This window comes from Aestuariibaculum sp. YM273 (assembly GCF_030908365.1).
In the GTDB taxonomy this organism is placed as follows: Bacteria; Bacteroidota; Bacteroidia; order Flavobacteriales; family Flavobacteriaceae; genus Aestuariibaculum; species Aestuariibaculum marinum.
Window position 1 is genome coordinate 3446844 of record NZ_CP133090.1, and the last position, 25188, is coordinate 3472031.

A 25188-nucleotide genomic window follows, 5' to 3' on the forward strand; every position below is an offset into this window, starting at 1 on the left:
ATTAAATCACATAAAAGAATATCATAAAAAAATGGCTAACAGCACCAGCCAAAACAAATAAGTGCCAGATGACATGATTATAGGGAATTTTTTCAATGGCATAAAACACAATGCCTACCGTGTATGCTAATCCGCCAGCAAACAACAATAAAATACCATTGCTATCCATTACCGCATTCAGGTTTGTAAAATCGAACACAATCAACCACCCCATAACTAAATACAGTACCGTTGAAAACACACTAAATCGTCCTGTAAAAAAGATTTTAAGCACCACACCAAAAGTAGCAATTCCCCATACAATCCAGAACAAAGGCCAGCCTAAGCTTTTTATCAATGAAATTAATAATACCGGGGTGTATGTTCCGGCTATTAAAAGGTAAATTCCAATATGGTCTACGATTCTGAAATAATGTTTGTTTTTTTCATGTGTTACGGCATGATACAAAGTTGATGCTGAAAACAGTACAATTATAGATAGCCCATAAACCACAACACTGAACAGACTGTAGGACGTTTTATTAGTATTAAATACTATAAGCAACACCAGAGCGACAACACCAAAAATAGCACCTATAGCATGTGAGGTTGCATTTAGTTTTTCTTCTATTGGTGTTTGAATACGCATCTTATTCCTGCGTTTTATTATTCATCCATTTTTCGGTTAAATCGTAAAAATTATATTTCACCGCCGAATCCTGTTGTTCTAACAATCCGCTTTGAAAACTTCTTAGCAGAATATCTTCAATTAAATAATCCTCTTTTACATTCATGGGGTCGAATTCCCGTTTTAATGAAATATCGAACATACTCGCCGTGGTGTTATACCAGAAGGCGCGCCACCCACTTCGTAGTTCTTTAACCAAATCGAAAGCTGTTTCCCCGGTTTGCCTATGAATTAATTTAACCAAAATCTGACCTTCGGTTCGAGAGAATTTTTTCAACTTTTCAGAAAACTCGCCTTCAATATATTTTTGAACCTGCTTGGTATATTTTTTCTTTTGTCTATTTCGTTTAATGGATGCTAATCGTTTGTTCATGGAGTCTAACCGTTCTGCGGCCATCTTCGCGTAAGGGTATACTTTTAAGGTTTTACGTCTCAAAATTAAATACCTGATTCGATCTTCACGATTATCAAATTTCAGCTTATTTAAAATATAAACCTCATCTAAATTAATGGACTTTTTGGGTATAGAATCACCATCAATTATTAAGTAGGTAACATTGGTAGAATCCTGTTCAAATTCATTGATCTGTCCCCATAATAAAACAGGCAGCAAACAAATTAAGTATGTTAAAACATTCTTCATAAAAATACTGGAGCAATTATCTTTTCAAAATTACTAATTTACATTTTGAAAACATTTTTTTTAGTAGGTTTCTTTACCAAAACCATTCTTCAACTTTAAAGCCTAAAATAATCCCAAAACTGTTAATATATTCCCTTTGTATACCCTTTGAATTCTATTAATATTCTTATTTTAGTGCAAAACTTTTTAAACATGACAAAAAAGAGTATTCTAAATGAAAAGTCTATCGACTTTTTAGAAAAATATTTAAATAATGCAGCGCCTACGGGTTACGAATGGACGGGTCAAAAATTATGGATGGATTACCTGAAACCCTATGTTGATGAGTTTATTACTGACACCTACGGAACTGCTGTTGGCGTTATAAATCCGGAAGCTAAATATAAAGTAGTGATTGAGGGTCATGCCGATGAAATTTCGTGGTATGTAAATTACATTTCAGATAACGGGATGATTTACGTGATTCGAAATGGTGGTAGTGATCATCAAATTGCACCAAGTAAAGTCGTAAATATCCATACCAAAAACGGTATTGTAAAAGGCGTGTTTGGATGGCCAGCTATTCATACCAGAAAATCAGGAAATGAAGAAGCTCCTAAACCAGATAATATCTTTATTGACTGTGGTTGTAAAACTAAGGAAGAAGTTGAAAAATTAGGAGTTCATGTAGGCTGTGTAATTACTTATCCTGATGAATTCCATATTTTAAACGACGATAAATTTGTTTGTCGTGCTTTAGATAACCGCATGGGAGGTTTTATGATTGCTGAAGTAGCGCGTTTACTTAAAGAAAACAACAAAACTCTACCTTTCGGATTATACATTGTGAATGCTGTTCAAGAGGAAATAGGCTTACGTGGTGCCGAAATGATTGCAGATAGTATTAAACCAAATGCTGCCATTGTTACTGATGTAACCCACGATACGACCACACCTATGATTGAAAAGAAAGTTCAGGGTGATTTAGAAATTGGAAAAGGGCCTGTAGTAGCATATGCTCCGGCGGTACAACAAAAACTTCGTGATTTAATTACCGATACTGCCGAAGCTAAAGACATTCCATTCCAACGTAGTGCGTTATCTCGTGCTACAGGAACCGATACCGATGCTTTTGCTTACAGTAATGGCGGGGTGGCTTCTGCTTTAATTTCGTTACCATTACGTTATATGCATACTACTGTAGAAATGGTTCACAGAGACGATGTTGAAAACGTGATTAAATTAATTTACGAAAGTTTATTAAATATTAAAGACGGCGAAACCTTCAGCTACTTTAAATAAAATCAAAGCCTCTTCATTGAGGCTTTTCTTTTCTCTATTATGGACGAATATATAGACATTGTTGATGCTAACGGCATTCCTACCGGCGTTTCTGAATTAAAATCGGTGATACACCAGAAAGGCTATTTTCACAATACGGTACACATCTGGTTTTATACTAAAAATGGTGAGATACTGCTTTCACAGCGTTCGGCAAAAAAAAGTATCTGCCCACTCATGTGGGATGTGTCTGTTGCTGGTCATATTGATGCCGGAGAATCTATTGAGCAAGCTGCTTTGCGTGAAACTAAAGAAGAAATTGCCTTAGACATTACTGAATCTGATTTACAAAAAATTGGTATGTTCAAATGCTTTCAAAGTTATGATTCTAGCATTACCGATAACGAATTTCACCACACCTACATTTGTGAATTAAAACAACCATTAGAAAATTTAATCCCCCAGGAAGAAGAAGTTGAAGCTTTAAAACTGGTTTCGTTAGAGGAATTTCAATATCTCATAGATCATATAGGCATCGATAACCACTTTGTACCATCCAACAAAACCTATTATGAGGTGGTTTTGGGGAGCATAAAAAAAGTATTGATTTAATTCCTTTTAATTACATTTATTAAATGAATTTAATCCTGCTGGCTATTGCCCCCATTTGCATCATCATCCTCTATATTTATTCAAAAGATAAATACGAAAAGGAACCTCCAAAACTATTATTTCTCTCATTTGTCTTGGGTGCGGTAGTGAGCATATTTATTACTTCGGTGATGTATTATGGTTTCGATATTGTACTACCCTTGCCAAATAAAACCAGTATTCTTCAGCAATTTATAAAAGCCTTTTTTGTTGTTGGCTTTACCGAAGAATTCAGTAAATACATTATTGTAAAATACTATGCACAGACCAAAGCCGATTTTAACGAACCTTTTGACGGTATTGTATATGCCGTAATGGTATCGATGGGGTTTGCGGCAACAGAAAACATTGTTTACGTTTTAGATGGCGGCATACAAACCGCTCTTCTTCGTGCTTTTACTGCGGTTCCAGCACATGCTACTTTTGGTATCTTGATGGGCTATTACATGGGAAAAGCAAAATTCTCGAAAAACCGATTGGTATTAAATATCGCTGGTTTACTACTCGCTATCTTGTTTCACGGGGCCTACGACTTTTTCCTGTTTATAGACTTTGTGCCCGGTATTTGGGTGGGGGCTTTTATATCACTTTTTATTGGTATCATTCTATCAAGAAATGCCATAAAAACACACCAAAAGAATTCGCATTTTAAAATTTAGAGCTTAGTAAACTTTTTTAACTTAAAGTATATTTCATAAGAATAACAACCTATATTTAGATACTTAATTTAGTAAGAATTAACATGATTGTATTTATACATTTATTGTAAACAAACTACGAATGAAAAAGAAACTTCTAATCACTATTATAGTTTTGAATATTAACCTCTTATATTCTCAAAAAATTTTTAAAGATTATGGAGAAAGAGAAACTGTTGAAACTTTAGATATTGAATTATTAAAATTAGTTTCTAAGAATTCTGAATTCCTATTTGAAAACATTTATTTGGATAAATCATTTTCAAAAAAATACAATGAAAGCATTACGTTTTTTTCTATAAGGTATATTACCAAAAAATTTGAACTAGAAAATTACTACACAACAACATTTTTATTCGTAAACAACAGTGGAGAAATTTTAGGAGAATTAAAAAATAATGATTTGAGCTATTCCAACGTTGAAGCAGGACAACCTTACCCAACTAAAATTTTAACAAATAACATTCCAATAAATGAAACTATTAATGGAATTGGAATAATAACAGAATTTTCTTCCCCTAGTAGAATTACTCTTTACTCAGAAGAATTATTCAGTATAATCACGTTTGATAATAATTCAATAAAAGTGGTACTAGAAAACTATCCAATCAGAAAAACACAAGGAGATTCAAATGGTTGGGGAAATTATAAAATTGAAATCATAGAGTCTTTAATCTTTATAGAAAAAGAAAAGTCATATAATTTCAATAATTTGAAAGTTGTAAAAAACTTCACTTTTGAAGACAATTTAGAGAAAGATTCTTCAAAAAATATAGAGGGATTTAATAAGAAAAAAGAATTTAAGGAGATTGAGGTTATTAAATATGATAGAAACAAATATAATTTTAAAAAAATTGAATACAAATTTTTAAAAGGATATTAAATTAAGTCAGATTACAACACCCCATCTTTATCCCTAGTTTTTAGCTTAGTTCCAAAGATCCTTTCCAACTTTATTTGGCTGTATTCCTCCAAACGAAACTATTACTAAATTTTTGGATATGCAGAAAAACAAACAAAGCAAAAAAATATTTCAACAAGAAAACCCACCTACTTCTTCAAAACCACTGTTTCGGCATTATACATGAAGGTTTCCTCCCAGCGTTCAAAACGATCATCGTAGCGATCTGTAAACACCAAATACTGGCATCTTCCTATACTTTCTGGTGTTCTATTTATTTCGGAAGTTAAGTTGGCTTTAAACACGAAATCGGCATCTTCAACAATAAATAGTTGAAGTTTATTAAGGTTGATACTATTTAAGTAAAACAGTTTATTAATCCGTTTTGGGGTACCAATAATCACATCAACACCTACATAAATATCCTCACGCTGTGCTTCAATATCGTACTCGTCGTAAGCGCAATAAAATCGTAAATCGGTGCCTTTTGCATACGTTTGAAATGTGGCTTCTAAATCCAGTGCAGATTGTTTATCCTTCACAAAAATTAAAGCACGAGGCGCATCTTCAAAAGCGGTCTTTAGTTTATTAATTACACTAATTACCAAACTTGTAGTTTTTCCAGCTTCATTGGGTGCAACCACAATCATACTCGAACCGCCTTTAATTCTTGAAATTATTTTAGACTGTAATTTGTTGGGCTCAACAATACCGTTCTGATTTAAATTTTCTTTAAGAGGTTCCAGTAATTTTTTAAAAGACATGTTGTGTTGTTTTGTGCAAATATAGACTTTTCATAAAAAAGAAAAGGTGTTCATCTCTGAACACCCCATCCTCTGCTATTAGTCACTCTGTATAGCTGATAAAAAAATTCCTCAATGCAAAGGCACCAAGGAATTTCTTTTAATTAAAACTGTAAATCTGTTACTAAGTCGAACTCGTCGTAGATAGCCTTATCTTTTAAATCGTCGAAGAAGCTAGTTGATCCGTAACGTACATCGTATTTAGTTCTGTCTACTTTTAAAGACGCTGTTGCTTTGCTTCCGTAGATAGAAATATCGAAGTTTACTGGATGGGTTTTCCCTTTAATGGTTAAATCTGCTGTTACAGCATAAGAGTTTTTACCGCTAGCCTTTACTTTAGTGAACACTAACTTTGCCGTTGGATATTTTTCAGTACCAAAGAAATCGTCTGATTTTAAGTGACCATCTAAGTTTCCTTTCATTTCACCATCTAAATCTGTAGTGTTGATGGTTGACATATCGATTACAAACTCTCCACCTACTAATTTATCACCATCGAAAGATAATGTTCCTGATTGTAAAGCAATGGTTCCTTCGTGAGATCCTGTTACTTTATAACCTTTCCATACTACCGAGCTAGACTCTACTTTTACTTCCTTTTTCTCAACATCGTTATTTGCAAAAGCAAATGATGTAAATGCTACTAAAGCTACTACTGCTAAATTTTTAATTGTCTTTTTCATTTTTGTTTTTATTTAATGTTTGATTTGTTTATGATTCGTAATAAAATCGTTCTTTAATAATTTTTCCGTCTTTCCACTCTTGAACAGCAATTTGATTATAGTTTTTAATCCCCCAATCTTTATGAGTATAATCAAAATGCCATTCTACCATGGTAATGTTTTCTCCAACCGTTACTTTTAAAGGTTTAGCAGACCTAAATTCTGTAATGGCGTTAAAAAATTCTTCTTCTCTTTTTCTATTCAATTCTTTCCCAACACATTCGGGGTTGTTATTTTCCTGCATAACAACATCGTCATGATAAAATTCATCAAAGGCTTCGAGAGCTTTGCCTTGTAGAATTAAATCGTTTACCGAACTTATCTTTTCAATTAATTTGCAACTAAGCATATTTCCTTTTTTTGAACATGACAAAGTTCAGGAACATCTCAAAAAATAAAAATGAAGTAGATTATTAAATGATATTAAACTAGATTAACATCATCGCTTACACCCTATAAACATTGAAGTTTTACTTAAAACATTACTGCTCAAGGATAAGCTGACTTTTAATTTTACTTAAAAATTCTTTTGTAATACCAAGGTAAGACGCAATCATATACTGTGGAATACGTTGCTCGATTAAAGGGTATTGCTCTCTAAAATACAAATATTGCTCTTTTGCTGTTAGACTGAAGTTTCTAACAATGCGTTTTTGTGAAGCCACAAAAGCACGCTCGACTATCTTTCTAAAAAAGCGTTCCAGTTTTGGAATTTCACGATATAAATCATCAACCACATCATGAGAAATCATAATGAGTTCTGAATTTTCTAAACACTGTACATTAAAATCGGCCGGCGTCTGACTAATAAAACTCCCCATATCGGAAGTCCACCAGTCTTCAATAGAAAACATAATTATATGCTCCTGCCCTTCCTGATCTACGTAAAACGTTTTGGTACACCCAGATAACACATAACACTCGTACTTACACACATCGCCTTGCTGAACAATATATTGTCCTTTTAAGTACTTTCTAACGAATACTTTAGACTCTAAATATTCAATTTCCTTATCGCTTAAACTAATGTATTTACTAATACTATCTAGTAGAGGTGCTATATTCATTAATATCTTAATGTAGGTTTAAGTACAAATTTAACAATATAAATGAGGTTTGTTAACCTAAATTAATTTTTAACTTATTTTATAGAACTACCTTTGTTTAATGCAAAACAATGAGACTTTCAAATTTGAATTTGTTGCCCTGATGGCTTCGCTAATGTCTATCGTAGCCCTAACTATAGATGCCTTATTACCAGCATTACCCGAAATAGGTCAATCTTTAAATGTTACAGACCCGCATAAAAACCAGTTACTAATAACCATGATTTTTTTAGGCATTGGTTTTGGGCAGCTCATTTTCGGGCCATTATCAGACAGCTTTGGTCGCAAACCCATTATTTATGTGGGTTTTACTTTATTCATAGTTGCAAGTATAATTTGTGTAACAACCAAAAATTTTGAAATGATGATTCTTGGACGTGTATTACAAGGTGTAGGCTTATCGGCTCCAAGAAGTATTTCATTATCCATGATTCGCGATTCTTTCAGTGGAAATTACATGGCTAAAATCATGTCTATTGTGGTGATGTTTTTTATACTGGTTCCTGTGGTTGCTCCTACTTTAGGATCGCTTCTAACCTACTTTTTTAACTGGGAATCTATCTTTTATTTTAATCTTATTTTTGGAGTTTGCATCATGGCTTGGCTATATAAACGTCAGCCAGAAACCTTACCTAAAGAAAAACGCATAAAGCTAAAATTAAATCTTTTCGTAAACGGAACTGTTGAGTTTTTTAAACATAAAGATGCAGTGGCTTTTACTTTAGTTTCCGGATTTATTACAGGCTCATTTATGGTGTACTTAAGCACCTCGCAACAAATTTTTGAAACCCAATATAATATGGCAGAAATGTTTCCGTACATTTTTGCTAGCCTGGCTATCTCCATTGGTTTAGCCACATTTTTTAACAGTCGGTTGGTGGTTAGGTTTGGTATGTTTCGTATTGGATTCACGTCTGCTATAGCCTATGCTGCTGTATCTCTATTGTATGTAGCACTGTTTTGGTCTGGTAAAAACCCTAGTATTTATGTCTTGGTAGCCTTTTTTGCTATGCAGTTTTTCGCCGTTGGTTTCTTATTTGGCAACTTAAGAGCTTTAGCCATGCAACCTCTTGGGCATATTGCGGGTATCGGAGCCGCCATCAATGGGTTTATATCAACAGTTCTCGCTGTTCCTATTGCAAATTATATTGGTAATTATATAGACACCTCTGTATTACCTCTTTTTATCGGGTTTTCGGTATTTGGGGTTTTATCGGTTTTTGTCTTTCTATCTATTAGACGTAGAAATTCTTTATCTAGAAATTAATTATTGTAGATATCGGTTTTTAATCACATCCATATGCCAAAGGGCATGCCCTAAAACTATAAAAGCAGCAGCTCGTGCCGTTATGGGAGAGTTATTCGCATTTCCTTCTTGTTGCAAATCGGCTACACTGAGGGATTTCAATAACACAATAAAGCTTTGTCGTACTGCGGAAAACTCCTCCAATAAAGCGTCTATACTTTTCGCGCTTGCCTGTGCTGGTAAAGCATATGCATTTTCATCATAGCCTGGTAACAGCGTTTTATCGTGTCGAGCTATACAAAAACAACGATACTGGAACACACGCTCAGTATCAATAATATGCTGAAATACATCTTTCACACTCCATTTATCTTCCGCGTAAGCATAATTCAACTTTTCCTCAGGAATATCTTTAAAAAACGCAACAACCTCCTCTGCTCCTTTTTCAAAGCCTTCTAATAAGGTTCTGTCTTTAGGAATCATCCCTATATACGTTTTGTAAAACGGATTGTATTCAATGTCGTGAAGGTCGGTAATTTTCATTATTTCCTAATTTATTAAGCGGTTATATAAATTTACCGAATCTTTTATGCATTTAAAAATACAATCGCAATTTCCTTTTAATTATTAAAAATCCCCCTCGTATCACCACGAATTATTAGCGGATTAATAAGGGCTTTTCAACACTTATTTTCTTAAATTTACACCATAACTTATAATACAATAAACTAAAAATGAAAATACTTGCCATTGGTAAAAACTACGTGAATTCACCGGACGAAATTGCAGCTGTTAAAACAGGAAATCAGATTATTTTTTCTAAGCCAGAATCGAGTCTTGTAAAGGATAATAAGGATGTTACTTATCCGAGTTTTACAAATCAGTTAAACTACGAAGTTGAATTAGTCATTAAAATTGGTAAAAAAGGAAAAGACATCTCATTAGAAGATGCTGCTTCATATATTTCTGAAATTGGTATCGGCATAGACTATACGGCAAAAGATATCTTTAACGCTTGCAGAGAAACCAAAGGACCTTGGGATTTAGGAAAAGGATTTGATGGTGCAGCGCCTATTTCAAACTTTAAACCAATAGCAAATTTCCCAAAACTTGATGATATTAATTTTGATTTAAAAATTAATGGTGAAGAAAAACAAATTGGAAACACTGGTTTAATGATCTACAATTTTAGGGATATAATCGCTTTTACCTCTAAATTTATGACTTTAGAACCTGGCGATTTAATCTTTACAGGAACACCTGCTTCAGGAACTGGTGAGATAAAAAAAGGAGATCATTTACAAGCCTCTATTGAAGGTGAATTGTTGTTAGATTTTAAAATGATTTAATTCTCTTAAAAACATAAACCCTAACTTTACTAAATTTCTTTTCTTTTGAAAAATTCCATTGCAGAACGCGTTAACGATTTCATAAAAAACTATCCGCCATTTAATAGTATTAAACCAGATAATCTATTAAAAATATCAGGACAAGTTTCTATAATTTATTTAGATAAAGGAGACTCCCTTTTTAAAAAAGGAGACTCGTTTCATGATCATTTTTACATGACCAGAAACGGCGCTATTACCTTATTTCATACCTCCAACAATAATACTCAGGAAATTATAAATATTAGCGATGGTGGAGATGTATTTGGTTTAAGGCCGCTTATTGCTAAAGAAAATTATAAACTAACGGCTACTGCAAATGAAGAATCTATTGTTTATGCGATACCGATTGATGTTTTTCAGTCGGTAACGCAGGACAATGCTCAGGTTCAAAAGTTTTTGATTACCGCCTTCGCCACCAATACTTACGACCCCTATACCGCCGAAGAAACCGGAAAAATATTTGTAGATTATTTACCCAACACGTCACAGGATATCGTAAATTTTCAAACGGCAAATTTTTCTAAAAACCCAATTACATGCAGCCTTAATTCCAGTCTTAAAGACGCCGCAATAAGCATGAGCAAACACCGTATTGGGTGTATTATTGTAGTAAATGAAGAAAACCATCCGGTAGGTATCATTACCAATAGTGATATTAAAAACAAGATTGCAACTGGGCGTTTCCCTATTGAAACACAGGTAACAAACATTATGAATTCCCCGGTAATAACAAGCAAAAAAGATATTACCGTAGCCGATGGACAGCTTCAAATGATCAAGCATAGCATCGGACATTTATGTATTACAAAAGACGGAACGGTAAACTCAAAACTAATTGGAGTTTTAACGCACCACGACGTCTTGGTAACTTTAGGAAATAACCCTTCGGTAATTTTAAAAGAGATTAAACGAGCTAAACGTACCAAAACTTTACGTACTGCACGGCTAAAGGCTGAAACCTTAATTAAGAGCTATCTGGAGCAAAACATTCCGTTATCACATATTATTAAACTAATGGCCCAAGTTAATGATGCAGTTAGTCATCGAGCTGTTCATATCGCTTTGAAAAAAATGCCTTCAAAACCACCAGTAAAATTTGCGTGGATGGCCTTAGGAAGTCAAGGACGTAAAGAACAACTTTTATTCACCGATCAGGATAATGCCATAATATTTGAAGATGTTCCGGAAGACCAGTATGAAGAGACTAAAAATTACTTTTTAGATTTAGCAAAACTCGTTAATAAATCACTGAATAAAATTGGTTTTGAATATTGTGAAGCCGATATGATGGCCCGCAATCCTGAATGGTGTAAGTCGCTAACAGAATGGAAAGATCAGTTTGATAATTGGATTTTAAATCCTGACGAAAAAGCGATTTTATTATCCTCTATTTTCTTTGATTTTAGTCCTGTTTATGGTGATGAAACACTCACCAGTCGTTTGTCCGATTCCATCTATGCTACTTTAGATAAAACACAGTTATTCTTTAAATTCTTAGGGCGAGACGCCTTAAAAAACCCATCTCCGCTAGGTTTCTTTAAACAATTTTTAGTGGAGAAAAACGGAGACCAAAAAGACCTATTCAATATAAAAAGTCGTGCACTTATGCCTTTAATTGATGCCGCAAGACTATTAACGTTAAGCAACAAAATAAAAGGAGTAAACAGCACGTATGAGCGATATGAAAAACTTGCTGAATTAGAACCTAACAACAAAGAGCTTTACGAATCTTGCTCTTATGCGTTTAAAGCCTTATCCAAATTCAAAACCAAACAAGGGTTACTCCATAATAACTCCGGAAAATTTATTGAAATAGGCACTTTAACTAAAGAAGAACAATTAAAATTAAGACGCTGTTTTAAACCTATTAATGAAATTCAGGAAACCTTAACCTTAAGGTTTGACTTAAAAAACTTTGTGTAATGGGCTTATTCGATATATTCAAAAAGAAAAAAGACTATCCTGAATTTTGGGTCGATTACCTTAGCCATTTTAAGAATAAAAAAGACGCTGCTGTCCCGGAAACCAGATTTATTGCTTTCGATACGGAAACAACAGGTTTCGACATGCAAGAAGATCGGATTCTGTCCATAGGAGCGGTATCCTTTATTGGAAAAAAAATAGATGTCAATAACACCTTAGAACTCTATTTAAAACAAGACGTTTTTAAACCCGAAACTGTAGAAATACATGGCTTAATGCGCTCTGATAATGTCGATAAAATTTCAGAGTTAGCAGCGATTAAAGCTTTCTTAGAGTATATAAAGGGGGATATTTTAATAGCTCACCACGCAGGTTTTGATAAGGGTATGATTAACGAAATGCTTCATAGACATGGATTGGGTAAACTTAAAAACCGATTTATTGACACGGGGGTTTTGTATAAACGATCCTTACATGTCATTTATCAAGACAATACGAAACCTTACAGTTTAGACTATTTATGTAAAGAGCTTAATGTTCCCATGGTGGACAGGCATACCGCCACAGGTGATGCTCTTATAACCGCATTGGTATTTTTAAAGATTTTAGGGCGTCTTGACAAGAAAAAACACCTTAACTGGGGCTATTTATTAAACAGATAACTAAGCCTGATTTCATAGAATAAAAAAAGCGGATTCAATTAATTGAATCCGCTTTTTTTTTATCATTTATTACAAACTACTTGGCATGATCTATAATATCCTGAACAACTTCCGGATTTAATAATGTACTGGTATCTCCTAAATTAGAAATATCTTTACTCGCTATTTTACGTAATATACGACGCATAATTTTTCCTGAACGCGTTTTTGGTAATCCAGCAGTAAACTGAATTTTATCCAGTTTAGCAATTGGTCCTATTTGCTCGGTTATTAATTGATTAATCTCCTTACGTAAATTATTATGATCTCTGGTTTCTCCGAATTCTTTCAAGGTTACATAACCATATAATGCGTTTCCTTTAATATCATGTGGGAATCCAACAATAGCACTTTCCGATACCGCTGGGTGCTCATTAATCGCATCCTCTATTGGAGCCGTTCCTAAGTTATGCCCTGAAACAATAATCACATCATCCACACGCCCCGTAATTCTGTAATATCCTACTTCATCTCGTAAAGCACCATCACCTGTAAAATATTTATTATCATACGCTGAAAAATACGTGTCTTTATAGCGTTGGTGATTCCCCCAAATGGTACGCGCCATACTTGGCCAAGGGAATTTAATACACAAGCGACCATCTACCTGATTTCCTTTTATTTCCTGTCCGTTTTCGTCCATTAACGCCGGCTGAATTCCAATAAATGGTAAGGTTGCATACGTTGGTTTTGTCGGTGTTACAAACGGAATCGGTGTTATCATAATACCTCCGGTTTCAGTTTGCCACCAGGTATCTACAATAGGGGCTTTTTTCTTTCCTACGTTATCATCATACCAGTGCCATGCTTCCTCATTAATGGGCTCTCCAACCGTTCCTAAAACCTTAACAGACGATAAATCAAATTTATCTAAGTAGCCTACGCCCTCTTTAGCTAAGGCACGAATGGCAGTTGGTGCTGTATAGAACTGAGTGACTTTATGCTTTTCTACAATTTCCCAGAAACGTCCAAAATCAGGATAACTTGGCACCCCTTCAAACATGACTGAAGTTGCTCCGTTAGCTAACGGTCCGTAAACAATATAACTATGTCCTGTAATCCAACCTACATCGGCTGTACACCAATAAATATCCTCTTCACGGTATTGGAATACATTTTTAAATGTATAAGCCGTATACACCATATAACCTGCCGTGGTATGCACCATACCTTTAGGTTTTCCCGTAGACCCCGAAGTGTATAAAATAAATAACGGATCTTCAGCTTTCATAATTTCCGCCTGACATTCTCCTGAAGCTTCATCTAAAAGGGGTTGCAACCAAAAATCACGACCTTCTTTCATCGCGATATCAGAATGGATGCGTTTTGCGACTAAAACCGAATTCACACCCGGGCAATCTTCTAAGGCATCATCAACAATACCCTTTAAATCTATGGACTTGGCACCACGATACGACCCGTCACTGGTAATCACCATTTTACAATCACTATCATTAATTCGTGTTGCTAGCGCTGATGATGAAAACCCTGCAAATACCACCGAGTGAATCGCTCCAATTCTGGCACAGGCTAATACAGAAATGGCCAATTCAGGAATCATAGGTAAATAGATGCATACGCGATCTCCCTTCTTTATCCCTTGGGCTTTTAAAACGTTGGCAAACTTGTTAACACGCTTATATAAATCGTTATAAGTGATATGCTCAGCCGGTTCGTCAGGACTATTGGGTTCAAAAAGAATAGCGGTCTTATTACCTCTGGTAGTTAAATGTCTATCAATACAATTTTCGGTAATATTAAGCTCAGCTCCTTCAAACCATTTTACTTCGGGTTTAGAAAAATCCCAGCTTAAAACTTTATCCCATTTTTTGCGCCACATAAAGTGTTCTTCGGCAACTTCTTCCCAGAAATTTTCTGGTTCTCTTATGGATTTTCTGTAAACCTGATAATACTCTTCTAAATGTTTTATGTGATAATTACTCATGTTTTATTTGTTGCAATATTTTGATTGATACCTAAACTATTTAGGTGTTTTCTAAATTATAAATTTTTCTTTTTCTGACCCATTTTTTTCTACAGAATACACTTATCTATAGACAGACAATAACTGATTTTCTGTTAATGATGCGTAGCCTCTCCTGCTCCACTTGGAATCCTGATATTTTCTACAATATCCTGAACCTCTTCCGGAGGTGCTGGTGTAAATTTCATGATAGCAATAGAGACTATGAAATTTAATACCATCGCCACTGTTCCAAAGCCTTCCGGTGAAATTCCAAACCACCAATCGTCTTTTCCTCCACCGCCAAACCAGCCGAACTTAAACTTCAGCATGTAAAAAATCATTGATGATATTCCAACAATCATACCGGCAATCGCCCCTTCTTTATTCATGCGCTTATAGAAAATTCCCAGAATAATTGCAGGGAAAAAGGATGCCGCCGCGAGACCAAAAGCCAAAGCTACCGTCGCTGCTACAAACCCTGGTGGATGAATACCAAAGTAAGCAGCCACCCCAACGGCTACTACCGCCGATAAACGAGCAGCTATTAATTCGCCCTGTTCCGATATATTTGGATTCACCATTTTCTTAATTAAATCATGTGATACAGATGCCGAAATCACTAATAATAAACCGGCTGCTGTAGACAATGCTGCCGCCAACGACCCAGCTGCTACCAAAGCAATTACCCAGTTTGGTAATCTGGCAATTTCAGGATTCGCCAATACCATAATATCGTTGTCGACTACCAACTCGTTTTTATCCTTATCTGCCAAATACTGAATATTTCCATCTTCATTTTTATCTGTAAACGTAATTAACCCGGTCAATTCCCATTTTTTAAACCACTCTGGCATACTATCGTATGGTTTGTTTGAAACGGTTTCAATTAAATTTGTTCTGGCAAATACCGATACAGCCGGTGCAGTGGTATATAATATGGCGATTAACAACAAAGCTAATCCTGCCGATTTTCTTGCGTCTTTTACGCGTTTAACAGTAAAGAAACGAACAATAACATGAGGCAATCCGGCTGTACCCACCATTAATGCCAGGGTAATAGCAAAAACATCGGTCATTGATTTGGAACCTTCGGTATATTCTGCAAAACCTAATTCAGCACTTAATCCATCTAACTTATCTAATAAATAAGTTCCTGAACCATCGGATAAAGTATCTCCAAACCCTAATTGCGGAATAGGGTTCCCCGTCATTTGAATGGAAATAAAAATGGCCGGAACCATAAATGCAAAAATAAGTACGCAATACTGCGCTACCTGCGTATAGGTGATCCCTTTCATACCTCCTAAAACAGCATAAAACAAGACGATAAACATTCCAATCATTACCCCGGTATTGATATCGACTTCCAAGAACCGGGAAAACACCAATCCTACACCTCGCATTTGCCCTGCCACATAAGTAAACGAAACTAAAAGAGCACAAATAACCCCAACAAAACGGGCTGTATTTGAATAGTAACGATCGCCTATAAAATCAGGCACGGTAAACTTTCCGAACTTACGCAAATAAGGCGCCAATAATAAAGCTAAAAGTACGTAACCTCCGGTCCACCCCATTAAATACACAGCACCGTCATACCCAGCAAAGGAAATGATTCCTGCCATAGAAATAAATGAAGCTGCGCTCATCCAATCGGCAGCTGTAGCCATGCCATTGGCTAAAGGCGATACACCACCTCCGGCTACATAAAAATCTTTAGTTGAAGCTGCCCTTGTCCAAATAGCAATTCCGATATAAATAGTAAACGTAAGTCCGACAATCACATAGGTCCAGGTTTGCACATCCATAGACGCTAAAAATAAAATACTATTCGCCATCATAACCATACTTTTTATCAAGTTTGTTCATGAGACGAACATAAACGAAAATTAAAATTACAAATACATAAATGGAACCTTGTTGTGCAAACCAAAATCCTAATTTAAAGCCCCCTAATCGTATTTCATTAAGAGCGTCCTTAAAAAGAATTCCTGCGCCATAGGATACTAAAAACCAAATAGCTAATAGAATAAAGAGATATTTTATATTCTCTCTCCAATAAGCTTTTGCGTTGCTTTTTGACATGTTGTTTTATTTAGTTTAATTGGAATTATGTGATTTAATTTAAATGAATCTTTAATAACTATTTGTATGATATTTTAAGACTATGGTTGGTTATTCCGCAGCTATTTGTATTTTAATTTAAATACTCCTTAAAAAAATCATACTTCCGCTAATATAATACTTACAATGAAAACTGCAATTATTATTTCATCCATAATTCTTTATTTAAAATTAAACTCAAACACGATATTCTAATTATACCACCTTAAAGCAAACAATTAATTATATTTTAGTATACATTTGCCAGCTATTTCTATTTAATTATTAAAAAGTATCTTTATCAAAACCAAATCTAAAATACCATTGCAAGCTAATCGTCTTTATTTTATAGATGCCGTAAGGGCTTTTGCTATTTTAATGATGCTTCAGGGTCATTTTATCGATACGCTTTTAGACCCTGTTTACAGAGACAGCACCAATACAGCTTATAAAATATGGTCTTATTTTAGAGGGATAACAGCACCTACTTTCTTTACGATTTCTGGTTTAGTTTTTACTTATTTATTATTAAGGGCAAACGAAAAAGGCAACGACAAACCCAGAATACGAAAAGGGCTTTTTCGAGGTCTATTACTTTTAGGTATTGGCTATAGTCTCAGAATTAACTTAATTAGTTGGCTAAGCGGATATTTTAATACTTATTTTTTAGTTATCGATGTATTACAATGTATTGGATTATCACTTATTATATTAGTCTGTCTGCATGTATTATTTAAACAATACAGTTATTTATTTTCTGTAATTCTGGCTATTATTGGATGTCTTTGCTTTGTTTCAGAACCACTTTACAGGAATCTGGTTATTGAAAACCTACCCTTAGTTATTGCCAATTATATGACCAAAGTAAATGGCTCTGTATTTACCATTTTACCGTGGTTTGGTTACTCCGCCTTTGGCGCCTTTATATCAACCGTGTTTTTCAGACATGCGCATCGAAGTCGTTTTAAAATCTTCACCATACTTAGTTTTTTCCTGATTGGATATCTATTAATGTACCATTCTTCATGGGTCTTATTAAAACTATATTCAATTACAGATATCGAACTATTTAAACGAAGTGCAGATTACAATTACCTGTTTACCAGATTAGGAAACGTATTAATTCTTTTCGGAATATTTTACAGTTTGGAACGCTTTTTAAAACAATCTATAATTGCGCGAATTGGAGAAAAAACACTATCTATGTACGTAATTCATTTTATCATCCTTTACGGAAGTTTTACGGGTTACGGACTTAAACGCTGGTTTAGTAAATCGTTAGAACCTACTGAAGCTATAATCGGTGCTTTATGCTTTATCGTTATTGTTTGTGTAATTTCATTCCACTATGCTAAAACAAACCACTTTGTTTATAGTGTTGCCAGTAAAATTAGCGGACTATTCAAACGTAGTTAAAATACTATTGCATTAGTCAAAAAACTTTTATTTTTTTTATAGACTTAATTAAAGTAACTTTACTTCAAACACTTAACTCATTTCTTAAAAAATATTAGGAATTTCGATCTCTCATTTTTCATCATGAATAACATTAAAGCTTTGATTGAAAACTACGTAGACCTTCCTTCGGAGGATTGGAACGTTATTGAATCCGCCTTTGAATGCATGGTTTATAAGAAAAATGAAACTTTAATTACAGAAGGTGAAATTTGTAAATATTTTTACTTTATTGAAGAAGGATTAGTTCGAAATTTTGTCACTCATAACAATCAGGAAATAACCAAGTTTTTCGTTCCTGCTCCGTATTGTATTACTTCGAGAATGAGCTTTATAAACCAAACCCTGACCAAAGACAATGTTCAAACTCTGGAACGGTCGGTAATCTGGCAAATAAATCTGGAACAATATAATGAACTAATGAAATTAGATTCATGGCGTCTATTTACCAGAAAAATGCTAAACGAAGTACAAGATTTTACCGAGCAACGCCTTATAGAAAACATGACTGAAACGGCTGAAGTAAGATATTATCGCATGCAAAAAGAAACCCCTGATTTGGTTAATCGCATACCTCAAAAATACTTGGCTAGCTATCTCGGTATTGCCACACAGTCTTTAAGTAGAATTAGAAAAAATGCACTTAAAAACGATAATTAGCACATAAAAAAAGCCCTTTAAAATAAAGGGCTTTTTTATTGTTATTTGACATGTGTTATTTTAAATATTCTAAAACATTAGTTTCAATACGCTCTTGAATATTACTTACATCAGCTTTTACAAATGTTTCTCCTGTAATGTTTTCATACAATTCAATATAACGCTCACTAACTGAAGTAATGTATTCATCACTCATTTCTGGAACGGTCTGCCCTTCTAATCCTTGAAAATTATTACTAATTAACCATTGGCGCACAAACTCTTTACTTAGTTGCTTTTGAGCTTCACCTTTATCCTGACGTTCCTGATAACCTTCAGCATAAAAATATCGTGAAGAATCCGGCGTATGAATTTCGTCAATTAAAACAATTTTGCCGTCTTTAGTCTTTCCAAATTCATATTTAGTATCTACTAAAATTAATCCGCGTTCGGCAGCAATTTCAGTTCCACGCTTAAATAATTTACGGGTGTAATCTTCTAAAACCAAATAATCCTCCTCACTAACAATACCTCTTTTCAAAATATCCTCACGAGAAATATCTTCATCATGATCTCCCATTTCAGCTTTTGTTGCAGGTGTAATAATTGGTTCCGGAAAGGCATCATTTTCCTTCATACCTTCAGGCATTGGCACACCACAAAGCAAACGTTTCCCAGCTTTATACTCACGAGCAGCATGACCAGACATATACCCACGAATTACCATTTCTACTTTAAACGGCTCACATAAATGACCAACAGCTACATTAGGGTCTGGCGTTGCAGTTAACCAGTTTGGGACTAAATCTTCCGTTGCAGCCATCATTTTTGTGGCTATCTGATTTAATATTTGTCCTTTGTAAGGAATTCCCTTAGGCATTACAACATCGAATGCCGAAAGTCTGTCTGTAGCAATCATAACTAATTGCTCGTCGTTTATATTATATACTTCTCTAACTTTTCCTTTGTAAACATTTTTTTGACCCGGAAAATTAAAGTTTGTGTCGATTATGGTGTTGTCTGTACTTGCCACGAATTCGTTTTTATTTTTTATCTGTTTGTTTGATCTTGCAAATTTACCAAATTGTTCGGCATTTTACTGATAATCGATATTTAAAATTCTTAATTAATAAGCAAATTAAATTCCCCTATACATGAAGTCTTTTAATCACTAACACTTATTACCATACCGACAACAGCAGACGGTTAATACAAAGTCTATTCTCTGTTTTCTATACTCTTATAAGCTTCTATAACTTTCTTAACTAAACGGTGGCGAATAACATCCTTATCGTCTAAGAAAATAATACCAACACCTTCCACATTTTTTAGGATTAACAAAGCCTCTTTTAATCCTGAAATAGTACGTCGTGGTAAATCAATCTGGCCAGGATCACCAGTTAATAAAAACTTGGCATTCTTACCCATACGCGTTAAGAACATTTTCATTTGCGCATGCGTGGTATTTTGTCCTTCATCCAATATTACGAAAGCATTATCTAATGTGCGACCACGCATAAAAGCCAATGGTGCTATTTGTATGGTTCCGTTTTCAATATAGTGCGCCAGTTTTTCGGCAGGAATCATATCTCGTAACGCATCATATAACGGTTGCATGTAAGGGTCTAATTTCTCCTTTAAATCTCCTGGTAAAAACCCAAGATTCTCACCGGCTTCAACTGCTGGACGCGTTAAAATAATTCGTTTTACCTCTTTGTTTTTTAAAGCTTGTACTGCTAGAGCGACGCCAGTATAGGTCTTTCCTGTTCCTGCAGGTCCGATTGCAAAAACCATATCATTTTTACGAACATTCTCTACCAGTTTACGTTGGTTTGCCGTTTGGGCTCTAATAAGCTTACCTCCTACGCCGTGCACAATAACTTCGCCACTTTGCTCTGATGTATTGTAATCATCGCTACTTTGACTGGTTAATACACGCTCGATGGTGTTTTCGTCTATTTTGTTGTATTTAGCAAAATGCTTGAGTAGCATATTGATTCTGTGGTCGAATTCTTCCAGTAATTCTTCATCGCCAAAGGCTTTTACTTTATTTCCTCGCGCTACTATTTTAAGCTTTGGAAAATACTTTTTTAGAAGTTCGATGTTGGTGTTCTGTGCTCCAAAAAATTCTTTCGGAGAAATCTCTTCAAGTTCGATAATAATTTCGTTCAAAAGCGTCGGTTTATTTTTAGGTTACTACAGAGATAAAATTAAAATAATATTTAATCAGACCAAATGATTTATTAGTTTTGTGGAACTCTGTTTCTACTCAAAAATACATAAATTTGGGTCACGTAACACTAAAAACATATCAACAATTTTGCCGATGGCGATTATTACATTAACAACCGATTTTGGGGAGAAGGATTACTTTGCTGGCGCGACAAAAGGAGCGATTTACACAGAATTACCCGATGCTAAAATTGTTGATATCTCACATGGCGTTTCGCCTTTCAACATTTTAGAAGCTGCCTATATTATACAAAACGCCTATGCTAGTTTTCCTAAAGGCTCGATTCATATTATTGGTATTGATTCTGAAATTAATAAAGAAAACAAACACATAGCGTTAAAGCTTGACGATCATTATTTTATCTGCGCCAACAACGGTATTATGAGTATGATTTGCTCTGAAATTACGCCTGAGAAAATTGTTGAAATTAATATCCACGATAAAATACAATCGAGCTTTCCTGTGCTTGATGTTTTTGTAAAAGTGGCTTGCCATATTGCCCGGGGTGGAACACTGGAGGTTATTGGAAAAACCATTTCTAATATTAAACCTATTAGAAATGTAATTCCTTATGTAAACGACGATAAAACCCAGATTATAGGTAGCGTTATTTATATTGATAACTACGGAAATGTGGTTACAAATATTAAACGCAGCTTTTTTGAAACCATACAAAAGGGTCGTGCTTTCGAGATTTCTGCGCGTAATCATAAATTCAAAAAAATATACTTAAAATACAGTGACATCGTTAATTTTGATGTGCCCGAAGAGAAACGTCATGATGAAGGCCGTGGAATGGTAGTTTTTAATTCCGGAAACTTTTTAGAAATTGCCGTTTATAAGAGTAATAGTGCTACAGTGGGCAGTGCTTCTACACTTATGGGACTGTCGCTAATGGATACTGTAAGTATTAACTTTATCTCAGAATCCATTCTTCCTAAACTCAATTAAAGTTGTTAATAAGAATTGTAAAAATGGAATTTTGGAAATCACAACCTGAATCTTTTCTTAGTAATTTTACTTCTGTAAACTCTTGTTTAATTTTTTAACCGTAATAAATGCTTGCCATTTTAAAGAAAGAAATAAACTCATTTTTTGCCTCGCCTATTGGCTATTTGGTTATTGCCATATTTTTATTATTAAACAGCTTATTTTTATGGCTCTTTAAAGGCGAATTCAATATTCTGGATTACGGCTTCGCTGATCTATCAGCCTTCTTTCTATTAGCTCCTTGGATTTTAATTTTCCTTATTCCTGCTGTAACCATGAGGAGTTTATCAGATGAAAAAAAACAAGGTACACTGGAGCTTCTACTAACCAAACCAATTTCTCATATCAATATTGTTTTAGGTAAGTATTTTGGCGCATTTGTTCTCATTCTAATAGCTATTATACCAACACTATTATATGTCTATACCGTGTATCAACTAGGTAACCCTGTTGGAAATTTAGACATTGGAAGCACACTAGGTTCCTATTTCGGTCTATTATTTTTAATCGCTGCCTATACAGCAATTGGCATATTCACATCTACACTATCCAGTAATCAAATTGTAGCTTTTATTCTTGCTGTATTTTTATGCTTCGTATTTTATATTGGATTTGAAGGCATAGCCGATTTTACCTCAAGTAATTTTATAGACCAACTAGGTATGAGTTCGCATTACAAAAGTATGAGTCGAGGTGTATTAGATACTCGAGATATCATTTATTTTTTAAGCATCACAGCATTATTTTTAATGTTAACCAAATTAACTATAAACAAAGAACAACAATGATTTTAACGCCCCTGTTCGTTATATTCTTTATTTTAGTATTCATTTTGGTTTGGTTGTTTACCAATACCATCGATAAGCGTAAATGGCTAAGTTTACTATTAGCCATAGCTTTAACTCCGGTAATTTACTTCTATGTATTTTACCCGTTAATAAATATATTTTCAAGCTATCATCATGAAAAACATTTTAATTCCAGTGCCTGGATAAAAAAACCGGCATTACGATATGAAATGAGTAATGAAATGGTTGAAAAAAATATATTTTTAGGAAAAACCAAACAGGAAGTAGAATCTCTTTTAGGGAAAAGTGAATGGTTTGGTTGGGACGATAGCATCAAAGCTAATTCTCCTGAAAAATGGAACTATAACTTAGGCTATAAACCAGGTGCTTTTAATATGGACCAGGAGTGTTTAGAGCTCATTTTTGAAAACAATAAAGTGGTAAGTACAACCCAATATCAATTAGAAACGAAGTTTGAATAAACAAGTAAAATATACCGTAGGTTTTATTATTGCCTTAGTACTTTTAAATGTATTAAGCAGCAAAGTTTTTAAACGATTCGATTTAACCGAAGATCAGCGATACACCTTAAGCGACGCAGCAATTCATGTTATAGATAACGTTGAATCGCCTATTATTGTTGATGTCTTTTTAAAGGGAGACGATTTTCCTTCGGAATTTAGAAGGCTTCAAAATGAAACCAAGCAGTTATTAGAAGAATTCGCTGCCGAAAACAGCAATATTGTTTTCAACTTCATCAACCCGTTAGAAGACGAAGCGACTAGAGAACGAAACATTCAGCAATTAACCGCCAGAGGCTTAACACCCATGCAATTAAGCGTTCAAGAAAGTGGCAAAACATCTCAGGCTGTTATCTTTCCTTGGGCCTTAGCCAGCTATAATGAGCAAACCGTTGTGATTCCACTTATAAAAAATAAAATCGGGACTTCACAACAAGAATTAGTCAACAATTCAGTTCAACATTTAGAATACGCTTTCGCCGATGGTTTTAAAAAACTGGTAACACCTAAGCATCAGAAAATCGCCGTTTTAAAAGGTAACAAAGAACTTGATGATAAATATATTGCCGATTTTATTAAAAAGCTTGGCGAGTATTATTTTATTGCCCCTTTTACTTTAGATAGTGTTTCTAACAATCCGCAAAAATCACTTAAAGAATTAAACGACTTCGACTTAATTATCGCTGCAAAACCAACTGAAGCCTTCTCTGAGCAAGAAAAACTGGTTTTAGACCAATACACTATGAATGGCGGAAAAAGCCTTTGGATGATTGATGCCGTAATTATGGAAAAAGATAGTTTGTATAACGCACGCGGAACAAACTTCGCAGTTAACAGAGACTTAAACCTAACCGATTTTTTCTTTAAATACGGTGTACGTATTAATCCTGTTATTACAAGCACATTATACTCTGCTCCTATTACCCTAGCTATGGGAGAAGGTAGTAATTCGCAATTTCAAAATTTACGTTGGCCGTATTCACCATTAGCTTCAAATAATAGTAATCATCCTATTGTCAATAATTTAAACCTGGTACGTTTCGATTTTGCTAATCAGATTGATACTTTAAAAAATAATGTTTCTAAAACCATCCTGTTAGAAAGTGCGCCATTAACCAAACTGGAAGGTACGCCAAGAGAAATCAGTTTAGATTTAGTCACCAAAGAGCAAGACCCGTCGCTTTTCAACAAAGGCAATCAAACGCTTGCCGTGTTGCTTGAAGGCGAATTTCCTTCGGTTTACAGCAATCGAATAAAACCGTTTAAGTTACAACAGAAAAAAGACTTAAGTGTACCGACAAAAATGATTGTAGTTGCAGATGGTGACGTGATTAAAAACGATGTGGTTAGAGGTGTACCTCAGGAATTAGGTTTCGATCGCTGGACAGGACAGCAATACGGTAACAAAGAATTTTTATTAAATGCCGTTAACTATCTTTTAGACGATTCAGGACTCATTAACATTAGATCTAAACACATAGATGTTGCGTTTTTAAATCAACAAGAAATAGCTGCCGAAAAAACCAAATGGCAACTTATAAACATTGCGTTACCACTTGTATTGCTTGCAATCTTTGGTTTTACTTATAATTACGTAAGAAAGAAAAAATACGGCGCTTAAATGTTAATAAGTTTGTTTCCTATATTTCGGGGTATCGAATATATTTGTAAGTAGTATAATTCAAGACTTAAACTAAGTTCTTTTACATGTAACACATCATAAGGTTACTTCTGTGTACCAAAACACAGTTATTAGTTTGTAATGGTAGCATGTAATCAAC

26 protein-coding genes are annotated in these 25188 nt (G+C 34.5%); 14 read left to right on the plus strand and 12 right to left on the minus strand.

Annotated features, from left to right (window positions below; translation table 11 throughout):
- Position 1: 1 nt before the first annotated feature.
- Positions 2 to 628 (minus strand): hemolysin III family protein, encoded by a 627-nt coding sequence (locus RBH94_RS14735; protein WP_307881578.1) that lies wholly within the window; start codon positions 626 to 628, stop codon positions 2 to 4.
- Between the two features lies 1 nt (position 629).
- On the minus strand, positions 630 to 1310 hold the full coding sequence (locus tag RBH94_RS14740) for a DUF4294 domain-containing protein (protein WP_307881579.1): 681 nt from the start codon (positions 1308 to 1310) through the stop codon (positions 630 to 632).
- A gap of 192 nt (positions 1311 to 1502) precedes the next feature.
- On the opposite strand from RBH94_RS14740, the gene RBH94_RS14745 reads away from it, so the two are divergent.
- The 4 genes from RBH94_RS14745 to RBH94_RS14760 all read left to right on the plus strand — a co-directional run bounded on the left by RBH94_RS14745 (position 1503) and on the right by RBH94_RS14760 (position 4802).
- Positions 1503 to 2591, plus strand: coding sequence for a M42 family metallopeptidase (locus RBH94_RS14745; RefSeq protein WP_188222218.1), 1089 nt, complete (start codon positions 1503 to 1505; stop codon positions 2589 to 2591).
- A gap of 39 nt (positions 2592 to 2630) precedes the next feature.
- Positions 2631 to 3182: an NUDIX domain-containing protein gene (locus RBH94_RS14750; RefSeq protein WP_307881580.1), complete on the plus strand. Its 552-nt coding sequence runs from the start codon at positions 2631 to 2633 to the stop codon at positions 3180 to 3182.
- A gap of 23 nt (positions 3183 to 3205) precedes the next feature.
- Positions 3206 to 3880: a PrsW family intramembrane metalloprotease gene (locus tag RBH94_RS14755; RefSeq protein WP_307881581.1), complete on the plus strand. Its 675-nt coding sequence runs from the start codon at positions 3206 to 3208 to the stop codon at positions 3878 to 3880.
- A gap of 121 nt (positions 3881 to 4001) precedes the next feature.
- Positions 4002 to 4802 carry a hypothetical protein gene (locus RBH94_RS14760; RefSeq protein ID WP_307881582.1) on the plus strand — a complete coding sequence of 267 codons (801 nt, stop codon included), beginning with the start codon at positions 4002 to 4004 and terminating at the stop codon, positions 4800 to 4802.
- A gap of 167 nt (positions 4803 to 4969) precedes the next feature.
- Here RBH94_RS14760 and RBH94_RS14765 read toward each other — a convergent pair whose 3' ends face one another.
- The 4 genes from RBH94_RS14765 to RBH94_RS14780 form a co-directional block, all read right to left on the minus strand.
- Positions 4970 to 5584, minus strand: a complete 615-nt coding sequence (locus RBH94_RS14765; protein ID WP_307881583.1) for a DEAD/DEAH box helicase — start codon at positions 5582 to 5584, stop codon at positions 4970 to 4972.
- A 143-nt stretch (positions 5585 to 5727) separates the two neighbouring features.
- On the minus strand, positions 5728 to 6306 hold the full coding sequence (locus RBH94_RS14770; RefSeq protein WP_307881584.1) for a YceI family protein: 579 nt from the start codon (positions 6304 to 6306) through the stop codon (positions 5728 to 5730).
- Positions 6307 to 6334: 28 nt separating this feature from the next.
- A complete protein-coding gene (locus RBH94_RS14775; RefSeq protein WP_188222224.1) occupies positions 6335 to 6694 on the minus strand; it encodes a nuclear transport factor 2 family protein in 360 nt (119 codons plus the stop codon).
- Positions 6695 to 6827: 133 nt separating this feature from the next.
- Positions 6828 to 7412 carry a Crp/Fnr family transcriptional regulator gene (locus tag RBH94_RS14780; protein ID WP_307881585.1) on the minus strand — a complete coding sequence of 195 codons (585 nt, stop codon included), beginning with the start codon at positions 7410 to 7412 and terminating at the stop codon, positions 6828 to 6830.
- Positions 7413 to 7512: 100 nt separating this feature from the next.
- Between RBH94_RS14780 and RBH94_RS14785 the strand changes: the two genes are divergently transcribed.
- Complete coding sequence (locus RBH94_RS14785) at positions 7513 to 8718, plus strand: multidrug effflux MFS transporter (RefSeq protein WP_307881586.1); 1206 nt, start codon at positions 7513 to 7515, stop codon at positions 8716 to 8718.
- Here RBH94_RS14785 and RBH94_RS14790 read toward each other — a convergent pair whose 3' ends face one another.
- On the minus strand, positions 8719 to 9240 hold the full coding sequence (locus tag RBH94_RS14790) for a DinB family protein (RefSeq protein WP_307881587.1): 522 nt from the start codon (positions 9238 to 9240) through the stop codon (positions 8719 to 8721).
- Between the two features lie 191 nt (positions 9241 to 9431).
- On the opposite strand from RBH94_RS14790, the gene RBH94_RS14795 reads away from it, so the two are divergent.
- Genes RBH94_RS14795 through RBH94_RS14805 form a run of 3 tightly spaced genes read left to right on the plus strand, consistent with a single transcriptional unit; the run spans position 9432 to position 12673 of the window.
- Positions 9432 to 10046: a fumarylacetoacetate hydrolase family protein gene (locus RBH94_RS14795; protein ID WP_307881588.1), complete on the plus strand. Its 615-nt coding sequence runs from the start codon at positions 9432 to 9434 to the stop codon at positions 10044 to 10046.
- A gap of 45 nt (positions 10047 to 10091) precedes the next feature.
- Positions 10092 to 12011: a DUF294 nucleotidyltransferase-like domain-containing protein gene (locus tag RBH94_RS14800; RefSeq protein WP_307881589.1), complete on the plus strand. Its 1920-nt coding sequence runs from the start codon at positions 10092 to 10094 to the stop codon at positions 12009 to 12011.
- Positions 12011 to 12673: a 3'-5' exonuclease gene (locus RBH94_RS14805; RefSeq protein WP_307881590.1), complete on the plus strand. Its 663-nt coding sequence runs from the start codon at positions 12011 to 12013 to the stop codon at positions 12671 to 12673. Before RBH94_RS14800 ends, RBH94_RS14805 begins: the two co-directional genes overlap by 1 nt.
- A gap of 76 nt (positions 12674 to 12749) precedes the next feature.
- Here RBH94_RS14805 and acs read toward each other — a convergent pair whose 3' ends face one another.
- From acs to RBH94_RS14820, 3 genes are all read right to left on the minus strand, one after another.
- Positions 12750 to 14657 (minus strand): acetate--CoA ligase, encoded by a 1908-nt coding sequence (gene acs, locus RBH94_RS14810; RefSeq protein WP_307881591.1) that lies wholly within the window; start codon positions 14655 to 14657, stop codon positions 12750 to 12752.
- A gap of 134 nt (positions 14658 to 14791) precedes the next feature.
- Positions 14792 to 16486, minus strand: coding sequence for a sodium:solute symporter family protein (locus RBH94_RS14815; protein WP_307883173.1), 1695 nt, complete (start codon positions 16484 to 16486; stop codon positions 14792 to 14794).
- Between the two features lie 19 nt (positions 16487 to 16505).
- Positions 16506 to 16763, minus strand: a complete 258-nt coding sequence (locus RBH94_RS14820; RefSeq protein WP_307881592.1) for a DUF4212 domain-containing protein — start codon at positions 16761 to 16763, stop codon at positions 16506 to 16508.
- A 342-nt stretch (positions 16764 to 17105) separates the two neighbouring features.
- Here RBH94_RS14820 and RBH94_RS14825 point away from each other — a divergent pair, with 342 nt between their 5' ends.
- Both RBH94_RS14825 and RBH94_RS14830 read left to right on the plus strand, forming a co-directional pair.
- Complete coding sequence (locus RBH94_RS14825; RefSeq protein WP_307881593.1) at positions 17106 to 18197, plus strand: heparan-alpha-glucosaminide N-acetyltransferase domain-containing protein; 1092 nt, start codon at positions 17106 to 17108, stop codon at positions 18195 to 18197.
- Between the two features lie 123 nt (positions 18198 to 18320).
- Positions 18321 to 18896, plus strand: coding sequence for a Crp/Fnr family transcriptional regulator (locus tag RBH94_RS14830; protein WP_307881594.1), 576 nt, complete (start codon positions 18321 to 18323; stop codon positions 18894 to 18896).
- Between the two features lie 55 nt (positions 18897 to 18951).
- Here the strand turns inward: RBH94_RS14830 and RBH94_RS14835 are convergent, their stop codons facing one another.
- Positions 18952 to 19908: a phosphoribosylaminoimidazolesuccinocarboxamide synthase gene (locus RBH94_RS14835; protein WP_307881595.1), complete on the minus strand. Its 957-nt coding sequence runs from the start codon at positions 19906 to 19908 to the stop codon at positions 18952 to 18954.
- Positions 19909 to 20093: 185 nt separating this feature from the next.
- The gene (locus RBH94_RS14840) at positions 20094 to 21047 is read right to left on the minus strand and encodes a PhoH family protein (RefSeq protein WP_188222236.1); all 954 of its coding nucleotides are present in this window, start codon (positions 21045 to 21047) and stop codon (positions 20094 to 20096) included.
- 154 nt (positions 21048 to 21201) lie between these two features.
- On the opposite strand from RBH94_RS14840, the gene RBH94_RS14845 reads away from it, so the two are divergent.
- The 4 genes from RBH94_RS14845 (at position 21202) to gldG (ending at position 25028) form a co-directional block, all read left to right on the plus strand.
- Positions 21202 to 22059, plus strand: coding sequence for an S-adenosyl-l-methionine hydroxide adenosyltransferase family protein (locus tag RBH94_RS14845; protein WP_307881596.1), 858 nt, complete (start codon positions 21202 to 21204; stop codon positions 22057 to 22059).
- A gap of 107 nt (positions 22060 to 22166) precedes the next feature.
- Positions 22167 to 22886 (plus strand): gliding motility-associated ABC transporter permease subunit GldF, encoded by a 720-nt coding sequence (gene gldF / locus RBH94_RS14850; RefSeq protein WP_307881597.1) that lies wholly within the window; start codon positions 22167 to 22169, stop codon positions 22884 to 22886.
- Entirely contained in the window at positions 22883 to 23368 is a 486-nt protein-coding gene (locus RBH94_RS14855) for a hypothetical protein (RefSeq protein ID WP_307881598.1), read from the plus strand. The genes gldF and RBH94_RS14855 overlap by 4 nt, the downstream gene beginning before the upstream one ends.
- Positions 23361 to 25028, plus strand: a complete 1668-nt coding sequence (gldG, locus tag RBH94_RS14860; protein WP_307881599.1) for a gliding motility-associated ABC transporter substrate-binding protein GldG — start codon at positions 23361 to 23363, stop codon at positions 25026 to 25028. Before RBH94_RS14855 ends, gldG begins: the two co-directional genes overlap by 8 nt.
- Positions 25029 to 25188: the final 160 nt, after the last annotated feature.